The organism is Thioalkalivibrio sp. AKL12 (genome assembly GCF_000377925.1).
Classification (GTDB): Bacteria; Pseudomonadota; Gammaproteobacteria; order Ectothiorhodospirales; family Ectothiorhodospiraceae; genus Thioalkalivibrio; species Thioalkalivibrio versutus.
On the sequence record NZ_KB898906.1, the window covers coordinates 1 to 17,381 of the forward strand.

Below are 17,381 nucleotides of genomic sequence, written 5' to 3' on the forward strand. Positions count from 1 at the left end.
CTCGGGCCGGGAGAAGGCGCTGGATGTCTGAGCGAAGCCGCAGGCGCAGCGAGTTCAGCGCCGCCGGCCCGAGGGCCCTGGAGCAAGGTTCCCGGGCGGAATCCGGGTGCCCTTCTTTGGGCACTTTCTTGGGCAAGCAAGAAAGTGCCTCGGGGCGCGCTGGCGAGTCAGCGCCGGGCAGTATGCGGACCGGAGCCACCGTAAACACCAGAGGATGAACCGGGGCCAGCCACGACCAGGCAGGCGGTGGCGCGAGGCCCTGTAAACAATCGGTTTTCAAGCCGCTCTAGCTACGGGCTGCGCTGGTACGACACGTGAACGTTCGGAGCAGCCAGGCCGCACCGGACGCGTTGCCGCGGCAAGGCACCCGGGACGGGTCAGGCGGTTTCGAGGCCCTGGGCCTGGAGGTCGGCGTGGTAGGACGAGCGGACCATTGGGCCGCTGGCCACCTGCTTGAAGCCCATCTCGCGGGCACGGTCGCCGAGCTCGTCGAACTCCTCGGGGGAGAGGAAGCGCGTCACCGGCAGGTGATGGCGCGACGGCTGCAGGTACTGGCCCAGGGTCAGCATGTCGCAGCCGTGGTCGCGCAGGTCCTGCAGGACCTCCAGCAGTTCTTCACGGGTCTCGCCGAGCCCCAGCATCAGGCCCGACTTTGTCGGCACGCCGGGGTGCTGTTCCCGGAACTGCCGCAGCAGCTCCAGCGACCAGGCGTAGTCGGCGCCCGGGCGGGCTTCGCGGTACAGGCGCGGGACCGTCTCCAGGTTGTGGTTGAACACGTCCGGCGGGGCCTGCTGCATGATTTCGAGCGCGCGATCCATGCGACCGCGAAAATCCGGTACGAGGATTTCGATTTTCATGCCCGGATTCAGGGAGCGCACCTCGCGGATGCAGTCGACAAAGTGCCCGGCACCCCCGTCGCGCAGGTCGTCGCGGTCCACCGAGGTGATCACGACGTACTTGAGGCCAAGCGCCTGGATGGTCTCGGCCAGGTGACGGGGCTCGTCCGCGTCCAGGGCCTCGGGGCGGCCGTGGGCGACGTCGCAGAACGGGCAGCGGCGGGTGCAGATGTCGCCCATGATCATGAAGGTGGCGGTGCCGTGGGCGAAGCATTCGCCGAGGTTCGGGCAGCTCGCCTCTTCGCAGACCGTGTGCAGTTTCTGTTCGCGCAGGATGCCCTTGATGCGCTGCACCTCGGGCCGTGCCTGGCTTTGCGCGCGGATCCACTTGGGCTTGCGCTGGGGCTTCTCGGTGGGATGGATCTTGACCGGGATGCGCGCGACCTTGTCGGCGGCGCGCTGTTTTTCACCGGGCTGGGGGCGGATTCGAGTGTCCATGGACCTTCCCTGAATTTCGTGGCGGCCGGGTTGTGCGGCCGGTGTGGGGCGATCGGGCGTGCTCAGGCAACCTCGCGGATCAGCGCCTCGACTTCCTGCCTAGCCGTCTCGATGGCGGGCAGGTTGCCGTCCTCGTCCAGGATAAAGCCGAGGCGTTCCACTGCCCGCAGGTCGGTGAGCGGGATGCGGTCGGAGAGCAGGTCGTCTTCGGCATCCCGCGGGCATGCGGCGCGGGCGATTCGCACGATGTCGGTCAGGGCGTGAGCCTCCGGATTCTCCGGGCCGCCGGAATCGCGAATGGCCTCTATGATATCGGATGCCAGGTCCCATTGCTGGGCAACCAGTTCGCCGATCAGGCCTTCCAGTCGGAACAGTACGCGTTCCACTTCCCCGGGTGTTCGGTCCGGATGGGTGCGGGCGACCTCGGCGATGACCGGCAAGGCCCCGACTCGGTGCAGGAGGCCGGCGAGCAACGCACTCTGCGGATCGGCGGCCTCGCACTGGTCGGCCAGCACGCAACTGACCGCGGCAATGCGTGCGGAGCGCCGCCACAGGCGTTCCAGCAGTTCATGGTAGGGGTTGTCGCGATGGATGAAGACCTGGTGCATCGCCAGGGCCATCACCAACTGGCGGGTGCGTTCCAGTCCAAGCCGGGCGACGGCATCCTGAAGGCGCGAGACGACACGGCGGCTGCCCATGGCCGGGCTGTTCGCCACACTCAGCAGGCGGCCGGCCACGCTCGGATCTTCCTCGATGATGCGGGTGGCCTCGGCGATGGAGACATCCGGGTCCCTGAGGGCCCGCTGCAGGTGCAGGGCAACTTCGGGGAGCTGGGGCAGGGCCAGTTCCCCGGAGTAGGCATGGGTGTAGATGCTGCTGAACAGTTCGCCCTCGAGATCGGATAGCTCGATCTCGCTGACCTCGACGCTGTCCTGGCCGCCGCCGTCGATCAGGGTTTCATAGACCTTGCGATCAAGCATGGCGAGGGTCGAGCGAGTCGCGGCGATGGCATGGCTGTGGTAGTCGTGCGCATCGAACAGGGGGTTCAGCGCTTCGCTGCTGTCGCCTTTCAACATGACCGAATTGCGCCCGCTGGCCAGGATCATGCGGCCTTCCAGCAGGAAGATCATGCTGCGGAATTCGTCGCGTGCATGCAGCTTGAAGCCCGGATCCACCGTCATGGTCCGGGCGTGCTGCAGTAGCTTGTCGCGGGCCCGGTCGCTCAGCTCGGCAAACGGGTGCAGCTGGGGGAGGCGTTGCTCGATCACCGCGGTTCAGACGTTGAACATGGCGCGGAGTTCTGCCAGATCCTCGGCGCGCTCTTCCAGGAACGCGATCGGCTCGCCGGGTGGGGGCGGGGTGATCCCGAGGACCTCGAAGGCCGCGACATCGGTGGCCTCGGGGACGGCCTCGCCTTCGGCGCGGCGGGTGGCCCATTCCGCGACCAGGGCGATGCTGGCGTAGTCCGGTTCGCTGGCGCGATAGCCCCAGTCTCCGGTGTGTTCAGCGACCGTTACCAGGTCGCCGCCCAGATCCCAGTAGTTGATTACCAGGACGCCGGCGAGATTGCTCAGGCGCCGCACCAGCGACTGCACGCGCTCGCGGTCGGGATGGTCCTCGCGCAGTTCCACAAACTGGATGATCGGGACCGCGCCGATCCCGGCGACCAGCCCGGCCAGCAGTGCCCGCTCGCGGTCCAGCTGCTTCAGCGAGTCCGCGATCAGGTAGCTGTAGGCCGATTGCAGGGCGCCGTGTTTCCAGCTGGACTCCATCGCGTCGCGGGTCGAGGCGTGCTTGGCCTTGAAGGCCTGACGCAGGGCCATGTTCATCGCCAGCATGCGGGTGTTGCGAAAGCCCAGGCGGTTGACCGCGTCGCGCACGGACTGGATCTGCTTGGCGGCGCGAAACAGCGGGCTGTTGGTGGCGTGCAGCAGCGCACCGGCGATGGTCCCGTCGCGCTGGATGACCTCGGTGAGCTTGTCCAGGTCGGCATCCGGATCGTTGGTCAGTTCCTGAATGCGCAGCGCGATCTCCGGCATGGTCGGCAATTCCAGCCGATTGCTGGTGATCAGGTCGTAGAGCTCGCCGAAGAAGGCGCCCTCGGTGTCGTCCAGGTCGGTGTCGTGCACTACGAGCGAGGCACTGTGGGCCTTCTTCAGTGCCGCTGTGGGGATCTCCAGCAACTGACAGGTCTTCTCGGTAATGAGGAAGTCCTGCTGCCCGATGTTCTGGTCGAACATCTGCAGGGGGCTGTCGGGATCGGTCGACTCCAGGGTGATGCGGGCCGGATTGCCGCCGCTGACGCGGACCAGCTGGCCGCGTACCAGGAACAGGTAGCGATCCTCGACCTCCTGCGGGCGCAGGCGCCGCCCGGCGTCCAGTTCCCGGGCCAGGCAGGCCGAGGCCAGTTCGCTGCGGGCTTGCTCCGACAGGCTTGAGGTCAGGTCCAGGTCCTGAAGCAGGGCATCAATGCTGGTGCTATCCATGGGGCGGTTCCCGATCCGTGCTGTGCCAATCCGTTCCCGCGCTGCAGCGCCGCGTGGCGGGCCGCGGGGCGTACCCGCTGCGCGGGTTACTCGACTGGTGCCAGTGTAGCATCCGATCCGGTGGCGGGAAGCGCTGACGCCGCCCCACGGCAGGCGAAGCGCGGTCGGTCTGCGGCGTCGATCAGGTCATGGGCTTGCAGAAAGCCCCGCGCATCGGCGGCATCCTCGCGGAACCAGGCGGCGGTATTTCCCAGGCGGAAGCTGTAGCCCCACGCGTCCATGTCCCGCATCAGCCGGTCGCGGCCGACGCCGGGGATCTCGTCGGCCAGCAGGATCTGCAGATAACATACGCCGCACTCCTCCAGGTCATCGCCGCCCGCATTGGTATGCAGGGTGGCGCGCCGTCCCGCGTCCATGCAGATGACATGTCCGGCCTCATGCAGGGCCGAGTGGATGGGGGTGTCGGGGCGCACATGCACGTCATGGCCGACGATCCCGGCCTCGGGTTCGCCCCACCAGCTGCCGGGCAGCGGCGCCTGGGCCGGGTGCGCGACCAGGCGCAGGCCGTAGCGGGCGAACAGGGTCACGAGCGCGTCCTGCAGGGCCGGGTCGCCACAGGTCTGGATCGCGGGGTTGTTCATGTGTCGGAGTCGTCGGGCAGGGCCGTGGTGCGCTTGCGGCTGCGCCGTGGGCATTCCTCGGGGCGCTCGCGGCACCAGGCGTCGACCCGCTCGGTGAGGTCGTCCTGAAAGCACAGCAAATAGAACCGCGCCTGCTCGCGGTTGGCGATGGCGGGCCGCCCCAGGGTGTCCACCACGCCGGTGCGCAACGCCGCGATGATCGCGTTGGCGGCCTTCTTCTGCGGCCAGGCGGTAATCTGCTCCCAGGCCTCGGGAGTGAAATACAGGCGCAGGAGGTCGGGGCGGGTGGTCAGCAGCATGCGCGTGACGTTGCGCAGGGTGGTCTCGGCCTCGCCCCAGTCGTGTACCAGGCCGCCCTCCAGCAGGCGTTCGATCTCCTCGCGACCCTTGGGCGACAGCATCGGCACGCGCGCTGAACGCCTCAGGCGCTCGGGGCATCCTCGGGGGTGAAGGCGCGGATGGACAGGGCGTGGAGTTCGCCGGAGTCGATCTGCTCGCGTACGGTGGCGTAGACGGTCTGATGTTTCTTGACCGCGTTCATGCCAGCAAACTGTGGGCTGACGACCAGGGCCTCGAACTTGCCCTCGCCTCCGGTAACCTCGACCTTCTCGGCCGACGGCAGGCCGGCGCGAATGAGTTCGGCCACTTGATTGGCATCCATGATGAGTCCCCTGATTGGTGCGTATTGGTCAGCCGCGGATGATAGCCGGGCGATGGGCCTGACAGAAGTTCCCCCACGCGGGGAACTCGTTCCCGCAGCACGGGTTCGTAGGAAAACACCTGCATGGATTGTCGGGCTGGTTTGGGTTGTTCCGGGTTGGCTGCGCTAGCATCAGGTCACTAACGTTCGGCCCGCCGGGCCATGGAGGCAATCGCAATGATCTTCAAGCAACTGTTCGAGGACGAGTCGTCCACCTATACCTATCTTCTGAGCTGCCCGGATACCGGTAAGACCGCATTGATCGACCCGGTCATCGAAACCGTCGACCGCGACATGCGCGTGCTGCAGGAGATGGGCCTGAGCCTCGATTACGTCATCGAGACCCATATCCACGCCGACCACATCACCGGCGCCCGGATGCTGCGCGAAAAGACCGGCTGCAAGCTGGGCGGGCCGGCGATGGACGAACTGCCGTGTCGCGATTTCGGCCTGCGCGAGGGCGAGCCCTTCCAGGTGGGCAACCTGGTGGTCAACCCGCTCTATACCCCGGGACACACGGATGCGCACCACGCCTACCTGATGGATCACGTGGGCCTGAAAATGCTGTTCTCCGGCGACGCCCTGCTGATCGAGGCCTGTGGCCGCACCGATTTCCAGTCGGGGGATGCCAAGACGCTCTATCACTCGATCCACGACAAGTTCTTCACCCTGCCGGACGAGACCCTGGTGTATCCCGCGCACGATTACGAAGAGCGCCAGATCACCACCATCGGCCAGGAGAAGATGCGCAACCCGCGCCTGGGCAAGGGCAAGCCGGAGGCGGAGTTCGTGAAGATCATGGACGAGATGGACCTGCCGTACCCGAAGAAGATCGACTGGGCCCTGCCGGGCAACGAGGGTTGCGGGATCTGCCCCGACAACCTGCCGGACGAGAAGAGGCGCCTCTGCGAGACTGATCAGCAGGGCTAGTTCGACCCCTTCCGGTGGCTCCGCCAGGAGCCACCGGTTCCGAATGTTCATCCGGTGGGCGGTTTTTACCGCCTGCCGGACCCCGTACACTCCCGCGATGACCGAACACACACCCTTTGACGTGCTGGGTCCGCTGGACCGCCTGCGGGCGATCATGGCGCGGCTGCGTGATCCCGAATCCGGCTGTGCCTGGGATCGGGCGCAGACGGCCGGGACTATCGTCCCGTTCACCCTGGAGGAGGCCTATGAACTGGCCGACGTGATCGCGCGCGACCAGGGCGCGGCGGCGGACACCCGCGAGCTGCGCGACGAGCTGGGGGACCTGCTGTTCCAGGTGGTATTCCAGGCGCGCATCGCCGAGGAGGCCGGGCGTTTCGATCTGGATGATGTAGCGCGCGCGATCGGCGACAAGCTGGTGCGCCGGCATCCGCACGTGTTTGCCGATGTCGAGCATGCCTCGGATGCGGAGCGCGAGGCGGCCTGGGAGGCGGACAAGGCCCGGGAGCGTGCCGATCGCGCCCAGACCAGCGCCATGGACGACATCCCGCTGGCTCTGCCGGCCCTGTCGCGGGCGGTGAAGAGCCAGCGCCGCGCCGCCCGGCTCGGTTTTGACTGGGACGATCCGGCGCCGGTGGTCGCCAAGATCCACGAGGAGCTGGCCGAGGTGCAGGAGGCCGTGGATCAGGGCGAGGCCGAGGCGCGCATCGCCGAGGAGGTCGGCGACGTGCTGTTTGCCGTCAGTAACTGGGCGCGCCACCTGGGTGTGGATCCGGAGGGGGCGCTGCGCGGAAGTACGCGCAAGTTCGAGGCCCGCTTCCGGCATATGGAGGCCCTGGCCGCCGCGGGCGGCGAGACCCTGGGGGCGCTGGACTTCGCGGCCCAGGAGACCCTTTATCAGGAGGCGCGGCGCCGCGAGCGCCAGCCTTACGACGAATCCGAGACCAAGGACCCGAGATGAGCGACGCCGTCGAACTGCCCGACCACTTTCTGCCGGCCCGGATCGAGACGATCGAGCAGGTCACCCCGTTGATCAAGGTGTTCACCCTGGCCGCGGACCCGCAGCGCTTTACCAGCAAGGCCGGCCAGTGGCTGGATCTGGTGATCCCGCAACCCGAGGGCAAGCCCTTCGTCGGTGGTTATTCGGTCGTGTCCGCGCCGCGCGCGGATGGCCGTTTGCAACTGGCTATCAAGTACGCTGACCACCACCACGCGACGCATCACCTGCACGCGGTCGCGCAGGAAGGCGACACCGTGTACATCACGCCGGGACAGGGCAGTTTCTTCTTCGAGCCCGGCATGGCAAGGAATGTCGTGCTGCTGGGGGCCGGCATCGGCGTGACGCCGCTGTTCGGCATCCTGCGCGCGATCCACGCCGACATGCCCGAGGTCTATGCGCATCTGGTGTACAGCGTGGCGCACCAGGACGAGGTGCTGTTCCCGCAGGAGCTGGAGTCGATGGCCAAGGCGCCGAATATCGACGTCAGCCTGACCGTGACCCGCGAGGCCGAGGACTGGCTGGGCCATACCGGACGTATCAGTCATCGGCTGCTGGAGTCGCTCGATCTGCCGCGCGATGCGCTGTTCTACTTCTGTGGTTCGCGCGAGTTCATCGAGGACATGGCCACCCTGCTGGCGGAATGGGGCATCCCCGAGGCGCAGCTGAAATACGAGAAGTGGTGGTAACGCGCCGCGTGTCTAGCTGAACCCGTCATTGCGAGTCGCCGTAGGCGACGTGGCAATCGATGTGCTCGGCCACCTGATCCCAGCGCTTTGCCAGCGTGGGGGGATTACTCGCTCCGCTCGCCCTTCGGGCCGGCCTGCGGCCATTCAACGCAGCTTCGCTGCTTTTGTGCTTCGTCGCTGCGCTCCTCGCAATGACGGGAGGAAAGGCAGGCGCGGTGCTCGAACCCAGAAGGATTACGGCCGGCGGGTGTCGCCCGGGCGCAGGGCGTTTTCGGGGGCGAGGATGGTCGGCTGGCCGTCCAGGGCCGGGTCGGTGTCCGGGTAGTCGCGGATGAAGTGCAGCCCGCGGCTTTCCTTGCGCGACAGGGCACTCTTCACGATGATCTCGGCGACCATGGCCAGGTTGCGCAGTTCCAGTAGGTCGGGGGAGATGCGGAAGTGGCTGTAATACTCGTGGATCTCTTCCTGCAGGATGCGGATGCGCCGCTCGGCGCGGTGCAGGCGTTCGCGTGCGCGCACGATCCCGACGTAATCCCACATCAGCCGGCGCAGCTCGTCCCAGTCGTGGGCGACCACCACCTCTTCCTGTGACTCGGTCACTCGGGACTCGTCCCAGGCCGGCGGCACGGGGAGCTTCTCGGGGGTGGGCAGATCGGTCTGCGACAGGATGTGGTCGGCCGCGGCACGGGCATACACCAGGCACTCCAGGAGCGAGTTGCTGGCCATGCGGTTCGCGCCGTGAAGGCCTGTGTAGGAGGCCTCGCCGGCGGCGTACAGCCCCGGCAGGTCGGTCTGGCCGAAGTGATTCACCATCACGCCGCCGCAGGTGTAGTGCGCGGCCGGCACCACCGGCAGCGGCTCGCGGGTCATGTCGAAACCGTATTCCAGACAGCGCTCGTGAATGGTGGGGAAGTGTTCGCGGATGAACTCGGCCGGCTTGTGGCTGATGTCGAGGTTCACGTGGTCGATGCCGAGGCGCTTCATCTCGTGGTCGACGGCACGGGCGACGATGTCGCGCGGGGCCAGTTCGGCGCGCTCGTCGAAGCGCGGCATGAAGCGTTCGCCGTTCGGCAGGAGCAGGACACCACCCTCGCCGCGGACCGCCTCGGAGATCAGGAACGACTTGGCCCGCGGATGGAACAGGCAGGTCGGGTGGAATTGCATGAATTCCATGTTGGCGATGCGGCAGCCGGCGCGCCAGGCCATCGCGATGCCGTCGCCGGTGGAGCCGTCCGGATTGGAGCTATAGAGGTAGACCTTGCTGGCGCCGCCGGTGGCGAGGATCACGGTCGGGGCGAGGATGGTCTCCACCTCGCGGGTCTTGGCGTCCTGCACGTAGGCGCCAACCACGCGGCGGGTGCCGTCCACCGGCTGGGTGATCAGGTCCACGGCCACGTGGCGTTCGAACACCTCGATGCTGCCCTGGCCCGAGGCGCTGCGCACCAGGGCTTCTTCGATGGCTCGCCCGGTGGCATCGGCGGCGTGCGCGACGCGCCGGGCGCTGTGCCCGCCCTCGCGGGTCAGGTGCAGCCGGCTGCGGCCCTCGAGCGGCTCGCGGGTGAACGGCACGCCGAGGTTGAGTAGCCAGTGGATCGCCTCGGGGCCCGCCGCCACGGTGCGGCGCACGGCGTCCGGGTCACACAGGCCCGCGCCCGCGTCCAGGGTGTCCTGAATGTGGGCATCGAAGGAGTCGGTGCGGTCGAGGACTGCCGAGATCCCGCCCTGGGCATAGCGGGTAGAACCCTCGTCCACCGGGCCCTTGCTGATCACGGTGACGCGACGGTGCGGGGCCAGATGCAGGGCTGCGGAGAGCCCCGCCGCGCCGCTTCCGATCACGAGGACGTCCGCCAGGCGCGGTTGTTGTACTGTCCCCATGGGTCAGGTAACGTGCTGCGCTTGTTGCCAGAGCGAATTGTGGCCCTTGCGCAACAGTGTTGTGCGCAAAGCGAACTTAATGCGAGTCAGGCGGTCCATGCAACATAGAATACCGGAGACTGGCGTGTTGGCGGGAGTCCCCGCATGAGCGAGAAGGCTTCCGACGAGGCCCTGGTCAAGCGAGTTCAGAAGGGCGACAAGGCGGCCTTCGACGTCCTGGTGCTGAAGTACCAGCACAAGATCGTCAACCTGGTTGGGCGTTATGTCCATGACCATGCAGCGGCCCTGGACGTGTCTCAGGAGGCCTTTATTAAGGCCTACAAGGGGCTGGCGAACTTTCGTGGCGAGAGTGCGTTCTATACGTGGCTCTACCGCATCGCCATCAACACGGCCAAGAATCACCTTGTCTCCCAGGGACGGCGGCGGCCCGAGGCCGAAATCGATGCGCAGGACGCGGAACAGATGGGCGGTGACTCCGCCCTGAAGGACAGTGCAACCCCGGAGGGGGAGCTGTTGTCCGAAGAGATTGAAGGGGCGGTGCGTCGCACTATCGAGGAACTGCCCGACGACCTTCGGATGGCCATCACACTGCGCGAGATCGAGGGACTGAGTTACGAGGAAATCGCGCAGACGATGGGATGCCCGATCGGCACGGTCCGGTCGCGCATCTTCCGGGCCCGCGAGGCCATCGACCGGACCTTGCGTCCTTTGTTAGACAACAACTGAACGAGTAGCGCCATGACAGAGCAAGTCTCAAAGAATGAACGTCTTTCGGCCCTGGTGGACGGAGAAACGGATGACTTCGAGACGCGTCGCCTGATGGATGAACTGGTCAAGTCCGAAGAGGACCGCGGCCAGTGGGAACGCTATCACCTGATCGGCGATAGTCTGCGCGGCGGGATGCGCCGCACGGCCCCCGCGAACTTCATGGACGGTGTCCATGCGGCCCTGGCTGACGAGGCGCCGCTGTCGGCTGCCCACAAGCCGGCGCAGCCGCGCTGGCTGAAGCCGGTTGCGGGCACTGGCGTGGCCGCCGCGGTCGCGATGGTGACCCTGGTCGGAATGCAGATGCTGGGGCCCGACACGGGCACGCAGGAGGCCGCTCCGGTCGCCAGCGAGACCCGTACCCCGGCACAGGTCGCCGATGGCGTGCAGCGGGCCAGTACCTCCGACGTCGAGGCCCCGGCCGCCGGACGCGAGTCGCTGGACCCACGTTTTGCCCGCTACCTCGAAAATCACGCGGAACTGACCGGGCCGGGTTCTACCGCCCTGGGCCGGGTTCGTTACTCGGTGAGTGACGAGTAACGCGTGATGCGCCGCGGCCTGCCGTTCGTCCTGGTTGCCGCCACTGCACTTTGCTGTGTTCCGTTGCCGGTTCTGGCCGGGGATCAATCCCCGGCAGACTGGCTGCAGCGGATGACCAGTAGCCTGCATTCGGAGAGTTACCAGGGAACTTTCGTGCTCCAGCGGGATGACCGACTGGACGCCATTCGTGTGGTGCACGCCGCCGAGAACGGTGGCTACCGCGAGCGCCTGGAAACCCTGACCGGAAGCCACCGCGAGATCCTGCGGTCGGTCGACCGTCTGAGCGCGTTGAAGGGAGCCCGGGCCGCAGCCGGCGAAGGTGGTGGAGGGGCCCCGCACTGGCCGGCCGGAGCGCCGGTCTTCCTGCTCGAGCATCACGATCACTACGCCCTGGAAGACATGGGCGTGGACCGAGTCGCCGGACTCGAGTGCCGCATGATCCTAGCGCGTGCCCGCGATATGCTGCGTTACAGCCATCGCTACTGCCTGCACACCGCGACCGCGCTCCCCTTGCTCAGCGAACTGTACGACGGTCACGGGGCGCTGCTTGAGCGCCTGGCCTTTACCGATCTTGAGCATCTTGACGAGGTCGCGGAAACCGCCCTCGAGGCGACCCGCGAGGACGCCGAGCATGTCGAGGTGCGAGCCGACCATGGGCACAAGAAGCCCGACTGGGACGAGCAGACCGGCATGGACGGCTGGAGCTTTGCCAACCTGCCGGATGGCTTTTCCGCGATTGCCGCGTCCGAACGCCGTGTCGGAGACGACCAGGCCAGCCTGCGTCATTTCGTGTTGAGCGACGGTCTGGCCTCGGTCTCGGTCTATATCGAGAAGGCCAGCGGCGAGCAGATGTTCGAGGGCACGACACGTGCCGGGGCCACGCACGGGGCCGCGCGTTCGATCGCGGGGCACCAGGTCACTGCGGTGGGCGATGTCCCGCAGGCGACGGTGCGGGGCGTGCTGGACGCCGTGGTGCATCACCCCGGCAATTGAATCGCCACATGGGCCCGCAAGCATGAGTGAATGGATCCGCGAACAGGGAACCGTGCTCTCGGTGGAGGGCTACGCGGCGCGTGTGCGTATCGAGCGTCGTTCGACCTGCGGCAGTTGTTCGGCCCGGACGGGCTGCGGCAGCGGCGTCCTGTCCGAGGTGCTGGGCCGCAAGGCAGTGGAGGTGTCCATCGGCCATCCCGGCTCGCTGCAGCCGGGAGATACCGTGACCCTGGGTATTCGCGATCAGGCGCTGGTTTCGGGGGCCCTGGCGATGTACCTGTTGCCGCTCGCCGGCCTGGTGGCGGCGCCGGCACTGCTGATGCTGGTCGTGCCCGGCCTCGGGGAGGGCTTTCATTTGCTGGCCGGGGCCCTGGGGTTCGCGGGCGGGCTGCTCGGCGTGCGCGCCTGGCTGCGCCGGCGCGCCCCGGATCTGGCGCCGGTGCTGCTGGAGCGCCATCCGGCCACGGGAACCCACCGCGCTGCGGCACCCATGGCTGCGCCCCGGCCCTGAATCTTCGCGCCGGTCGTCGGGAACTTGTGGCCGGGCCGGCTTTCTAGAGCCATGAACCTACGACTTCCCAATGCGGGCTGGATGATGATGAAACCGATGCAATGGGCACTGGTGGCCCTGACCTTTGTCGCCCTGTCGCTGCCGGCCTCGGCGCGCATGCTGCCGGACTTCGTGCTGCTGGCGGAGGAGCACAGCCCGGCGGTGGTGAATATCGCGACCACCCGCGAGCGCGAGAACCCGCATCGCAGTCAGATGCCGGACTTCGAGGGCTCGCCCTTCGAGGACCTGTTCGAACGTTTCTTTGGGGGCCCCGGGGGCGAAGGCCCGCGCGGGCCGGAGCGCTTCGAGCGCAACTCGCTGGGTTCCGGGTTCATCTATACCGAAGATGGCTACATCATCACCGCCAACCATGTGGTGGAGGGCGCCTCGGAGGTTGTCGTGCACCTGTCCGACCGGCGCGTGTTCGACGCCGAGATCGTTGGCAAGGACCCGCAGAGTGATGTGGCCCTGCTCAAGATTGACGCCGAGAACCTGCCCACTCTGAAACTGGGCTCCTCGTCCGATCTGAAGGTTGGCGAATGGGTGCTGGCGATCGGTTCACCGTTCGGCTTCGACCACTCGGTGACCGCCGGCATCGTCAGTGCCAAGGGGCGCAGCCTCCCGAGCGAGAATTACGTGCCGTTCATTCAGACCGATGTGGCTATCAACCCGGGCAACTCCGGCGGGCCGCTGCTGAACCTGGATGGCGAGGTGATTGGCGTCAACGCGCAGATCTACAGCCGGACCGGCGGTTTCATGGGGCTGTCCTTTGCCGTGCCCATCGAGATGGTGGGCGACGTGGTACAGCAGTTGCGCGAGCACGGCGAGGTGACGCGTGGCTGGCTGGGTGTGCTGATCCAGGAAGTGACCCGCGAGCTGGCCGACTCCTTCGGCATGGACAAGCCGGCCGGGGCGCTGGTCTCGCGCGTGCAGCCGGACAGTCCGGCGCAGAAGGCCGGCTTTGAAACCGGGGACGTAATCCTGTCGTTCAACGGCATCGAGGTGCCGAACTCGTCCGCACTGCCGCCGATTGTCGGGCGCACGCCGGTGGGCGCCGAGGCCGAGGTCGAGGTGCGCCGTGGTGACGAGACTCGTACCATCATCGTCGAGATCGAGCGTCTGCCGGAGGATATCTCCGCCCAGCGCGGCGGGCCGCAGCGTGAGGCCCCGGAGCGAACCGAGCCGCAAAGCCTGTTGGGGATGGTCCTGGAGCCGCTGGATGCCGAGCGTGCCGCAGAGCTGGACGTCGATGGCGGCCTGGTGGTCCGGGACGTCACCGACAATCCGGCGCGCTCGGCCGGGGTGCGCTCCGGCGACGTGATCGTCCAGTTTGGCGGCCATGCGGTCGACTCGGTGGAGACCCTGGAGAAGCAGATCGAAGAGGTGGGTGAGCGGCGCACGGTGCCGGTGCTGGTGTACCGTGGCGGCAATCCGACCTATATCGCCCTGCGCGTTCCGCGGGACTGAAACCGCCTCGTGCTGCGCTCGCGCGGGTCCAACGGCGCGGGTGCTGCGGGGCAGCAATGGAGAACGGGAGGGCTGCCGGCGGGTTCGGCAGCCCTCCCAATCGTTTCTGGATGACCGAACTGACCCTTTATCATCGCGAGAGCTGCGGTCTCTGCCATGACATGCTGGCCGAGATCATGGCCCTCAAAAGCCGTTATACTTTCGCGCTTACGGTCGTCGACATCGACGAGCACCCGGACCTGCAGGCGCGTTTCAACGTCAAGGTCCCGGTGCTCGCGGTCGACGACGACATTCTCTGCTGCCATTTCCTCGACCGAAAGGCACTGCTGGACCTACTGGCCCCTGCATGACCGAAACCCGCCTTACCCGCAATTTCTCCATCATCGCGCACATCGACCATGGCAAGTCCACGCTGGCGGACCGCCTGATCCAGGGTTGCAACGGCCTGACCGAGCGCGAGATGTCGGAGCAGGTGCTGGACTCGATGGATCTGGAGCGCGAGCGCGGAATCACCATCAAGGCGCAGAGCGTGTCGCTGTTCTATGACGCCCAGGATGGTCAGCGCTACCAGCTGAACCTCATCGACACCCCGGGACACGTGGATTTCTCCTACGAGGTGTCGCGCTCGCTGTTCGCCTGCGAAGGCGCCCTGCTGGTGGTCGATGCGTCGCAGGGGGTGGAGGCGCAAAGCGTCGCGAACTGCTACACCGCGCTCGACCAGGGCCTGGAGGTCGTGCCGGTCCTGAACAAGATCGACCTGCCGGCCGCCGAGCCGGATCGGGTGGCGGCCGAGATCGAGGATGTGATCGGTATCGAGGCCACCGACGCCCTGCGAGTCTCCGCGAAGACCGGCGAGGGGATGGCCGAACTGCTGGAAGAGATCGTGCGTCGTATCCCGCCGCCGGAGGGCGATTCCGAGGCTGCACCCAAGGCGCTGGTGATCGATTCCTGGTACGACAACTACCTGGGCGTGGTCGCGCTGGTGCGGGTGAAGGCCGGACGCTTCCGCGCCGGGCAGAAGATCAAGGCGATGTCGGTCGGGCGTGCCCACGAGGTCAGCCGGGTGGGGGTGTTCACGCCCAAGCCGGTGGATCGCGCGACCCTGGAGGTCGGCGATGTCGGCTATCTGATCGCGACCATCAAGGACATCTCCGGGGCCAAGGTCGGGGATACCTTCACGGACTTCAACAACCCGGCCTCCGAACCCGTTCCGGGCTTCCAGGAGGTTCAGCCGCGGGTCTTTGCCGGGCTGTTCCCGGTCAGTGCAGAGGACTTCAACGACCTGCGCGATGCCCTGGACAAGTTGCGCCTGAACGATGCCGCGCTGTCCTTCGAGCCGGAAACCTCGCAGGCGCTGGGCTTCGGCTTTCGCTGCGGCTTCCTCGGCATGCTACACATGGAGATCGTGCAGGAGCGCCTGGAACGTGAATACGACCTCGACCTGATCACCACCGCGCCCACCGTGGTCTACGAGGTGGAAAGAAGCGACGGCGAGGTGGTCATGGTGCACAACCCCTCGGAGCTGCCCCCGAACAACGAGATCGGCGAGATCCGCGAGCCGATCATCGAGGCCAATATCCTGGTCCCGCAGGAGTATGTCGGCGCGGTGATCACGCTGTGCGTGGAAAAGCGTGGGTCGCAGACCAAGATGCAGTACCTGGGGCGCCAGGTGCAGTTGGCCTACGAGTTGCCGATGTCCGAGGTGATGCTGGACTTCTTCGATCGGTTGAAGTCCGCGACCCGTGGCTATGCGTCGTTCGACTATCAGCCGCTGCGGTTCGAGGCGGCGCCGCTGGTACGTGTGGATATCCTGATCAACGGCGACCGGGTGGATGCGCTGTCGGCAATCGTGCATCGCGACCACGCCGAGTCGCGCGGGCGCCAGATCATCGAACGTATGGCGAAGATCATCCCGCGTCAGATGTACGAGGTGGCGATCCAGGCGGCGATCGGGTCGAAGATCATCGCGCGCTCCACGGTCAAGGCGATGCGCAAGAACGTGCTGGCCAAGTGCTACGGCGGGGATGTCTCGCGCAAGCGCAAGCTGCTGGAAAAGCAGAAGGCCGGCAAGAAACGCATGAAGTCGATCGGCCGGGTGGATGTCCCGCAGGAAGCCTTCCTCGCGGTGCTGTCGGTAGACGACGACAAGAAGTAACAACCAGGCCTGCGGCCCGGACGGGTCGCAGGGCGATCCCCGGCGGACCGGGAACAGAGGACACGGCATGGCAAATCTCGAACTGATCCTGGTGCTGGCAACCGCCGTGACCGGCCTGATCTGGCTGGGCTGGGTGATCCTGCGGCGGCGTCGGAGCCCCGAGCGCCAGCGCGAAATGCCCTGGTTCGTCGATTACTCGCGCTCGTTCTTCCCGGTCCTGCTGATCGTGCTGATCCTGCGCTCGTTCGTGGCCGAACCCTTTCGCATCCCCTCGGGTTCGATGATGCCCACCCTGCTGGTGGGCGACTTCATCATGGTCAGCAAGTTTTCCTACGGCATTCGTCTGCCGGTGACGCGTACCAAGATTCTCGACACCGGGGAACCGGAGCGGGGCGAGGTGGTGGTGTTCAAGTACCCGCGCAACCCGGCCGAGGACTACATCAAGCGTGTGATCGGCCTGCCGGGCGACACCATCGCGTTCCGCGACCGCGTCCTGTACGTGAATGGGGAGCCGCAGTCGGCCGAGCGCGTCGGGACCTTCGAAGGCGAGGGCTCGGGGCAGGTGATGTCGGGTGCCTCGATCTTCGAGGAGACCCTGGACGGGCGCACATATAACACCCTGATGCGCGAGCAGCAGGCCAGCCTGGATGGATCGGTCACCGTGCCCGACGGGCACTACTTCATGGTCGGTGACAACCGCGATAATTCCAACGACAGCCGGTCCTGGGGTTTTGTCGCCGAGGAGCATCTGGTTGGGCGTGCGCTCTTCATCTGGCTGCATTGGGATTACAATGAAGGCCATCGGGACTTTTCCCGGATCGGCCAGGCGATTCGCTAGTAGCCCCGCGGGGGCGGGCAAACAGGGACGGGGTTTTCATGCAACATTCCAGACACTCGATGCAGGGCGCGGGCGCGATCACCATTCTCGCGCTGATCTTCCTGGCGCTGCTGGTCGGTACCTTCGTGATCAAGATGGGCACGCAGTACACCCAGTTCCTCACCGTGCGCTCGATCATGCAGGACGTCGCCACTCAGGCCGGCGCGGCAGAGAAGAGCGAACGCGAACTGTGGCGCGAGATCAACCGCCGCTTCCAGATCAATTCCGTATACGACGGGATCGGCGAGGAGGACTTCAGCGTGACCGAGAATGGCGCCAGCCGCCAGCTGCATCTGCAGTACGAGGTGCGCCGGGAATTCCTCGGCAATGTGGACGTGGTGGCGCGCTTCTCGAACAGCGAGACGCTGGCCCCCTGATGGGGTCA

Annotated in this window: 19 protein-coding genes; 12 read left to right on the forward strand and 7 right to left on the reverse strand. The window is 66.5% G+C overall.

Annotation, left to right across the window (positions count from 1 at the left end):
- Positions 1-377: 377 nt before the first annotated feature.
- The 6 genes from lipA to D579_RS0112590 form a co-directional block, all read right to left on the reverse strand.
- The gene (gene lipA / locus D579_RS0112565; RefSeq protein ID WP_018168129.1) at positions 378-1,334 is read right to left on the reverse strand and encodes a lipoyl synthase; all 957 of its coding nucleotides are present in this window, start codon (positions 1,332-1,334) and stop codon (positions 378-380) included.
- Between the two features lie 62 nt (positions 1,335-1,396).
- Positions 1,397-2,602: an HDOD domain-containing protein gene (locus tag D579_RS0112570; protein ID WP_018952210.1), complete on the reverse strand. Its 1,206-nt coding sequence runs from the start codon at positions 2,600-2,602 to the stop codon at positions 1,397-1,399.
- Between the two features lie 6 nt (positions 2,603-2,608).
- Positions 2,609-3,820: an HDOD domain-containing protein gene (locus D579_RS0112575; protein ID WP_018952211.1), complete on the reverse strand. Its 1,212-nt coding sequence runs from the start codon at positions 3,818-3,820 to the stop codon at positions 2,609-2,611.
- Positions 3,821-3,906: 86 nt separating this feature from the next.
- Positions 3,907-4,461, reverse strand: a complete 555-nt coding sequence (locus D579_RS0112580) for a hypothetical protein (RefSeq protein WP_018952212.1) — start codon at positions 4,459-4,461, stop codon at positions 3,907-3,909.
- Entirely contained in the window at positions 4,458-4,862 is a 405-nt protein-coding gene (locus D579_RS0112585; RefSeq protein WP_018938405.1) for a hypothetical protein, read from the reverse strand. The genes D579_RS0112580 and D579_RS0112585 overlap by 4 nt, the downstream gene beginning before the upstream one ends.
- A gap of 20 nt (positions 4,863-4,882) precedes the next feature.
- Positions 4,883-5,122, reverse strand: coding sequence for a BolA family protein (locus D579_RS0112590; protein ID WP_018168134.1), 240 nt, complete (start codon positions 5,120-5,122; stop codon positions 4,883-4,885).
- A gap of 216 nt (positions 5,123-5,338) precedes the next feature.
- On the opposite strand from D579_RS0112590, the gene D579_RS0112595 reads away from it, so the two are divergent.
- From D579_RS0112595 to D579_RS0112605, 3 genes are read left to right on the forward strand one after another with little or no spacing between them, the layout of a single operon-like run.
- Positions 5,339-6,091 carry an MBL fold metallo-hydrolase gene (locus tag D579_RS0112595; RefSeq protein WP_018168135.1) on the forward strand — a complete coding sequence of 251 codons (753 nt, stop codon included), beginning with the start codon at positions 5,339-5,341 and terminating at the stop codon, positions 6,089-6,091.
- 43 nt (positions 6,092-6,134) lie between these two features.
- Positions 6,135-7,049 carry a nucleoside triphosphate pyrophosphohydrolase gene (mazG, locus tag D579_RS0112600; protein ID WP_018938406.1) on the forward strand — a complete coding sequence of 305 codons (915 nt, stop codon included), beginning with the start codon at positions 6,135-6,137 and terminating at the stop codon, positions 7,047-7,049.
- Entirely contained in the window at positions 7,046-7,774 is a 729-nt protein-coding gene (locus tag D579_RS0112605; RefSeq protein ID WP_018938407.1) for a ferredoxin--NADP reductase, read from the forward strand. The genes mazG and D579_RS0112605 overlap by 4 nt, the downstream gene beginning before the upstream one ends.
- Before the next feature lie 234 nt (positions 7,775-8,008).
- Here the strand turns inward: D579_RS0112605 and nadB are convergent, their stop codons facing one another.
- Positions 8,009-9,649, reverse strand: a complete 1,641-nt coding sequence (nadB, locus tag D579_RS0112610; protein WP_018952213.1) for an L-aspartate oxidase — start codon at positions 9,647-9,649, stop codon at positions 8,009-8,011.
- Between the two features lie 144 nt (positions 9,650-9,793).
- Between nadB and rpoE the strand changes: the two genes are divergently transcribed.
- From rpoE to D579_RS0112655, 9 genes are all read left to right on the forward strand, one after another.
- On the forward strand, positions 9,794-10,375 hold the full coding sequence (rpoE, locus tag D579_RS0112615) for an RNA polymerase sigma factor RpoE (protein WP_018168138.1): 582 nt from the start codon (positions 9,794-9,796) through the stop codon (positions 10,373-10,375).
- Positions 10,376-10,387: 12 nt separating this feature from the next.
- Positions 10,388-10,954 carry a sigma-E factor negative regulatory protein gene (locus D579_RS0112620; protein ID WP_018144069.1) on the forward strand — a complete coding sequence of 189 codons (567 nt, stop codon included), beginning with the start codon at positions 10,388-10,390 and terminating at the stop codon, positions 10,952-10,954.
- 6 nt (positions 10,955-10,960) lie between these two features.
- Positions 10,961-11,947 carry a MucB/RseB C-terminal domain-containing protein gene (locus D579_RS0112625; protein ID WP_018144068.1) on the forward strand — a complete coding sequence of 329 codons (987 nt, stop codon included), beginning with the start codon at positions 10,961-10,963 and terminating at the stop codon, positions 11,945-11,947.
- A 22-nt stretch (positions 11,948-11,969) separates the two neighbouring features.
- Positions 11,970-12,458, forward strand: a complete 489-nt coding sequence (locus tag D579_RS0112630; RefSeq protein WP_018144067.1) for a SoxR reducing system RseC family protein — start codon at positions 11,970-11,972, stop codon at positions 12,456-12,458.
- Positions 12,459-12,539: 81 nt separating this feature from the next.
- Positions 12,540-13,964 (forward strand): DegQ family serine endoprotease, encoded by a 1,425-nt coding sequence (locus D579_RS0112635; protein WP_018952214.1) that lies wholly within the window; start codon positions 12,540-12,542, stop codon positions 13,962-13,964.
- Between the two features lie 110 nt (positions 13,965-14,074).
- Positions 14,075-14,314 (forward strand): glutaredoxin family protein, encoded by a 240-nt coding sequence (locus D579_RS0112640; protein ID WP_018168141.1) that lies wholly within the window; start codon positions 14,075-14,077, stop codon positions 14,312-14,314.
- Positions 14,311-16,119 (forward strand): translation elongation factor 4, encoded by a 1,809-nt coding sequence (lepA, locus tag D579_RS0112645; protein ID WP_018144064.1) that lies wholly within the window; start codon positions 14,311-14,313, stop codon positions 16,117-16,119. Before D579_RS0112640 ends, lepA begins: the two co-directional genes overlap by 4 nt.
- A 67-nt stretch (positions 16,120-16,186) precedes the next feature.
- Complete coding sequence (lepB, locus tag D579_RS0112650; RefSeq protein ID WP_018144063.1) at positions 16,187-16,957, forward strand: signal peptidase I; 771 nt, start codon at positions 16,187-16,189, stop codon at positions 16,955-16,957.
- A gap of 59 nt (positions 16,958-17,016) precedes the next feature.
- Positions 17,017-17,373: a DUF4845 domain-containing protein gene (locus D579_RS0112655; RefSeq protein WP_018144062.1), complete on the forward strand. Its 357-nt coding sequence runs from the start codon at positions 17,017-17,019 to the stop codon at positions 17,371-17,373.
- Positions 17,374-17,381: the final 8 nt, after the last annotated feature.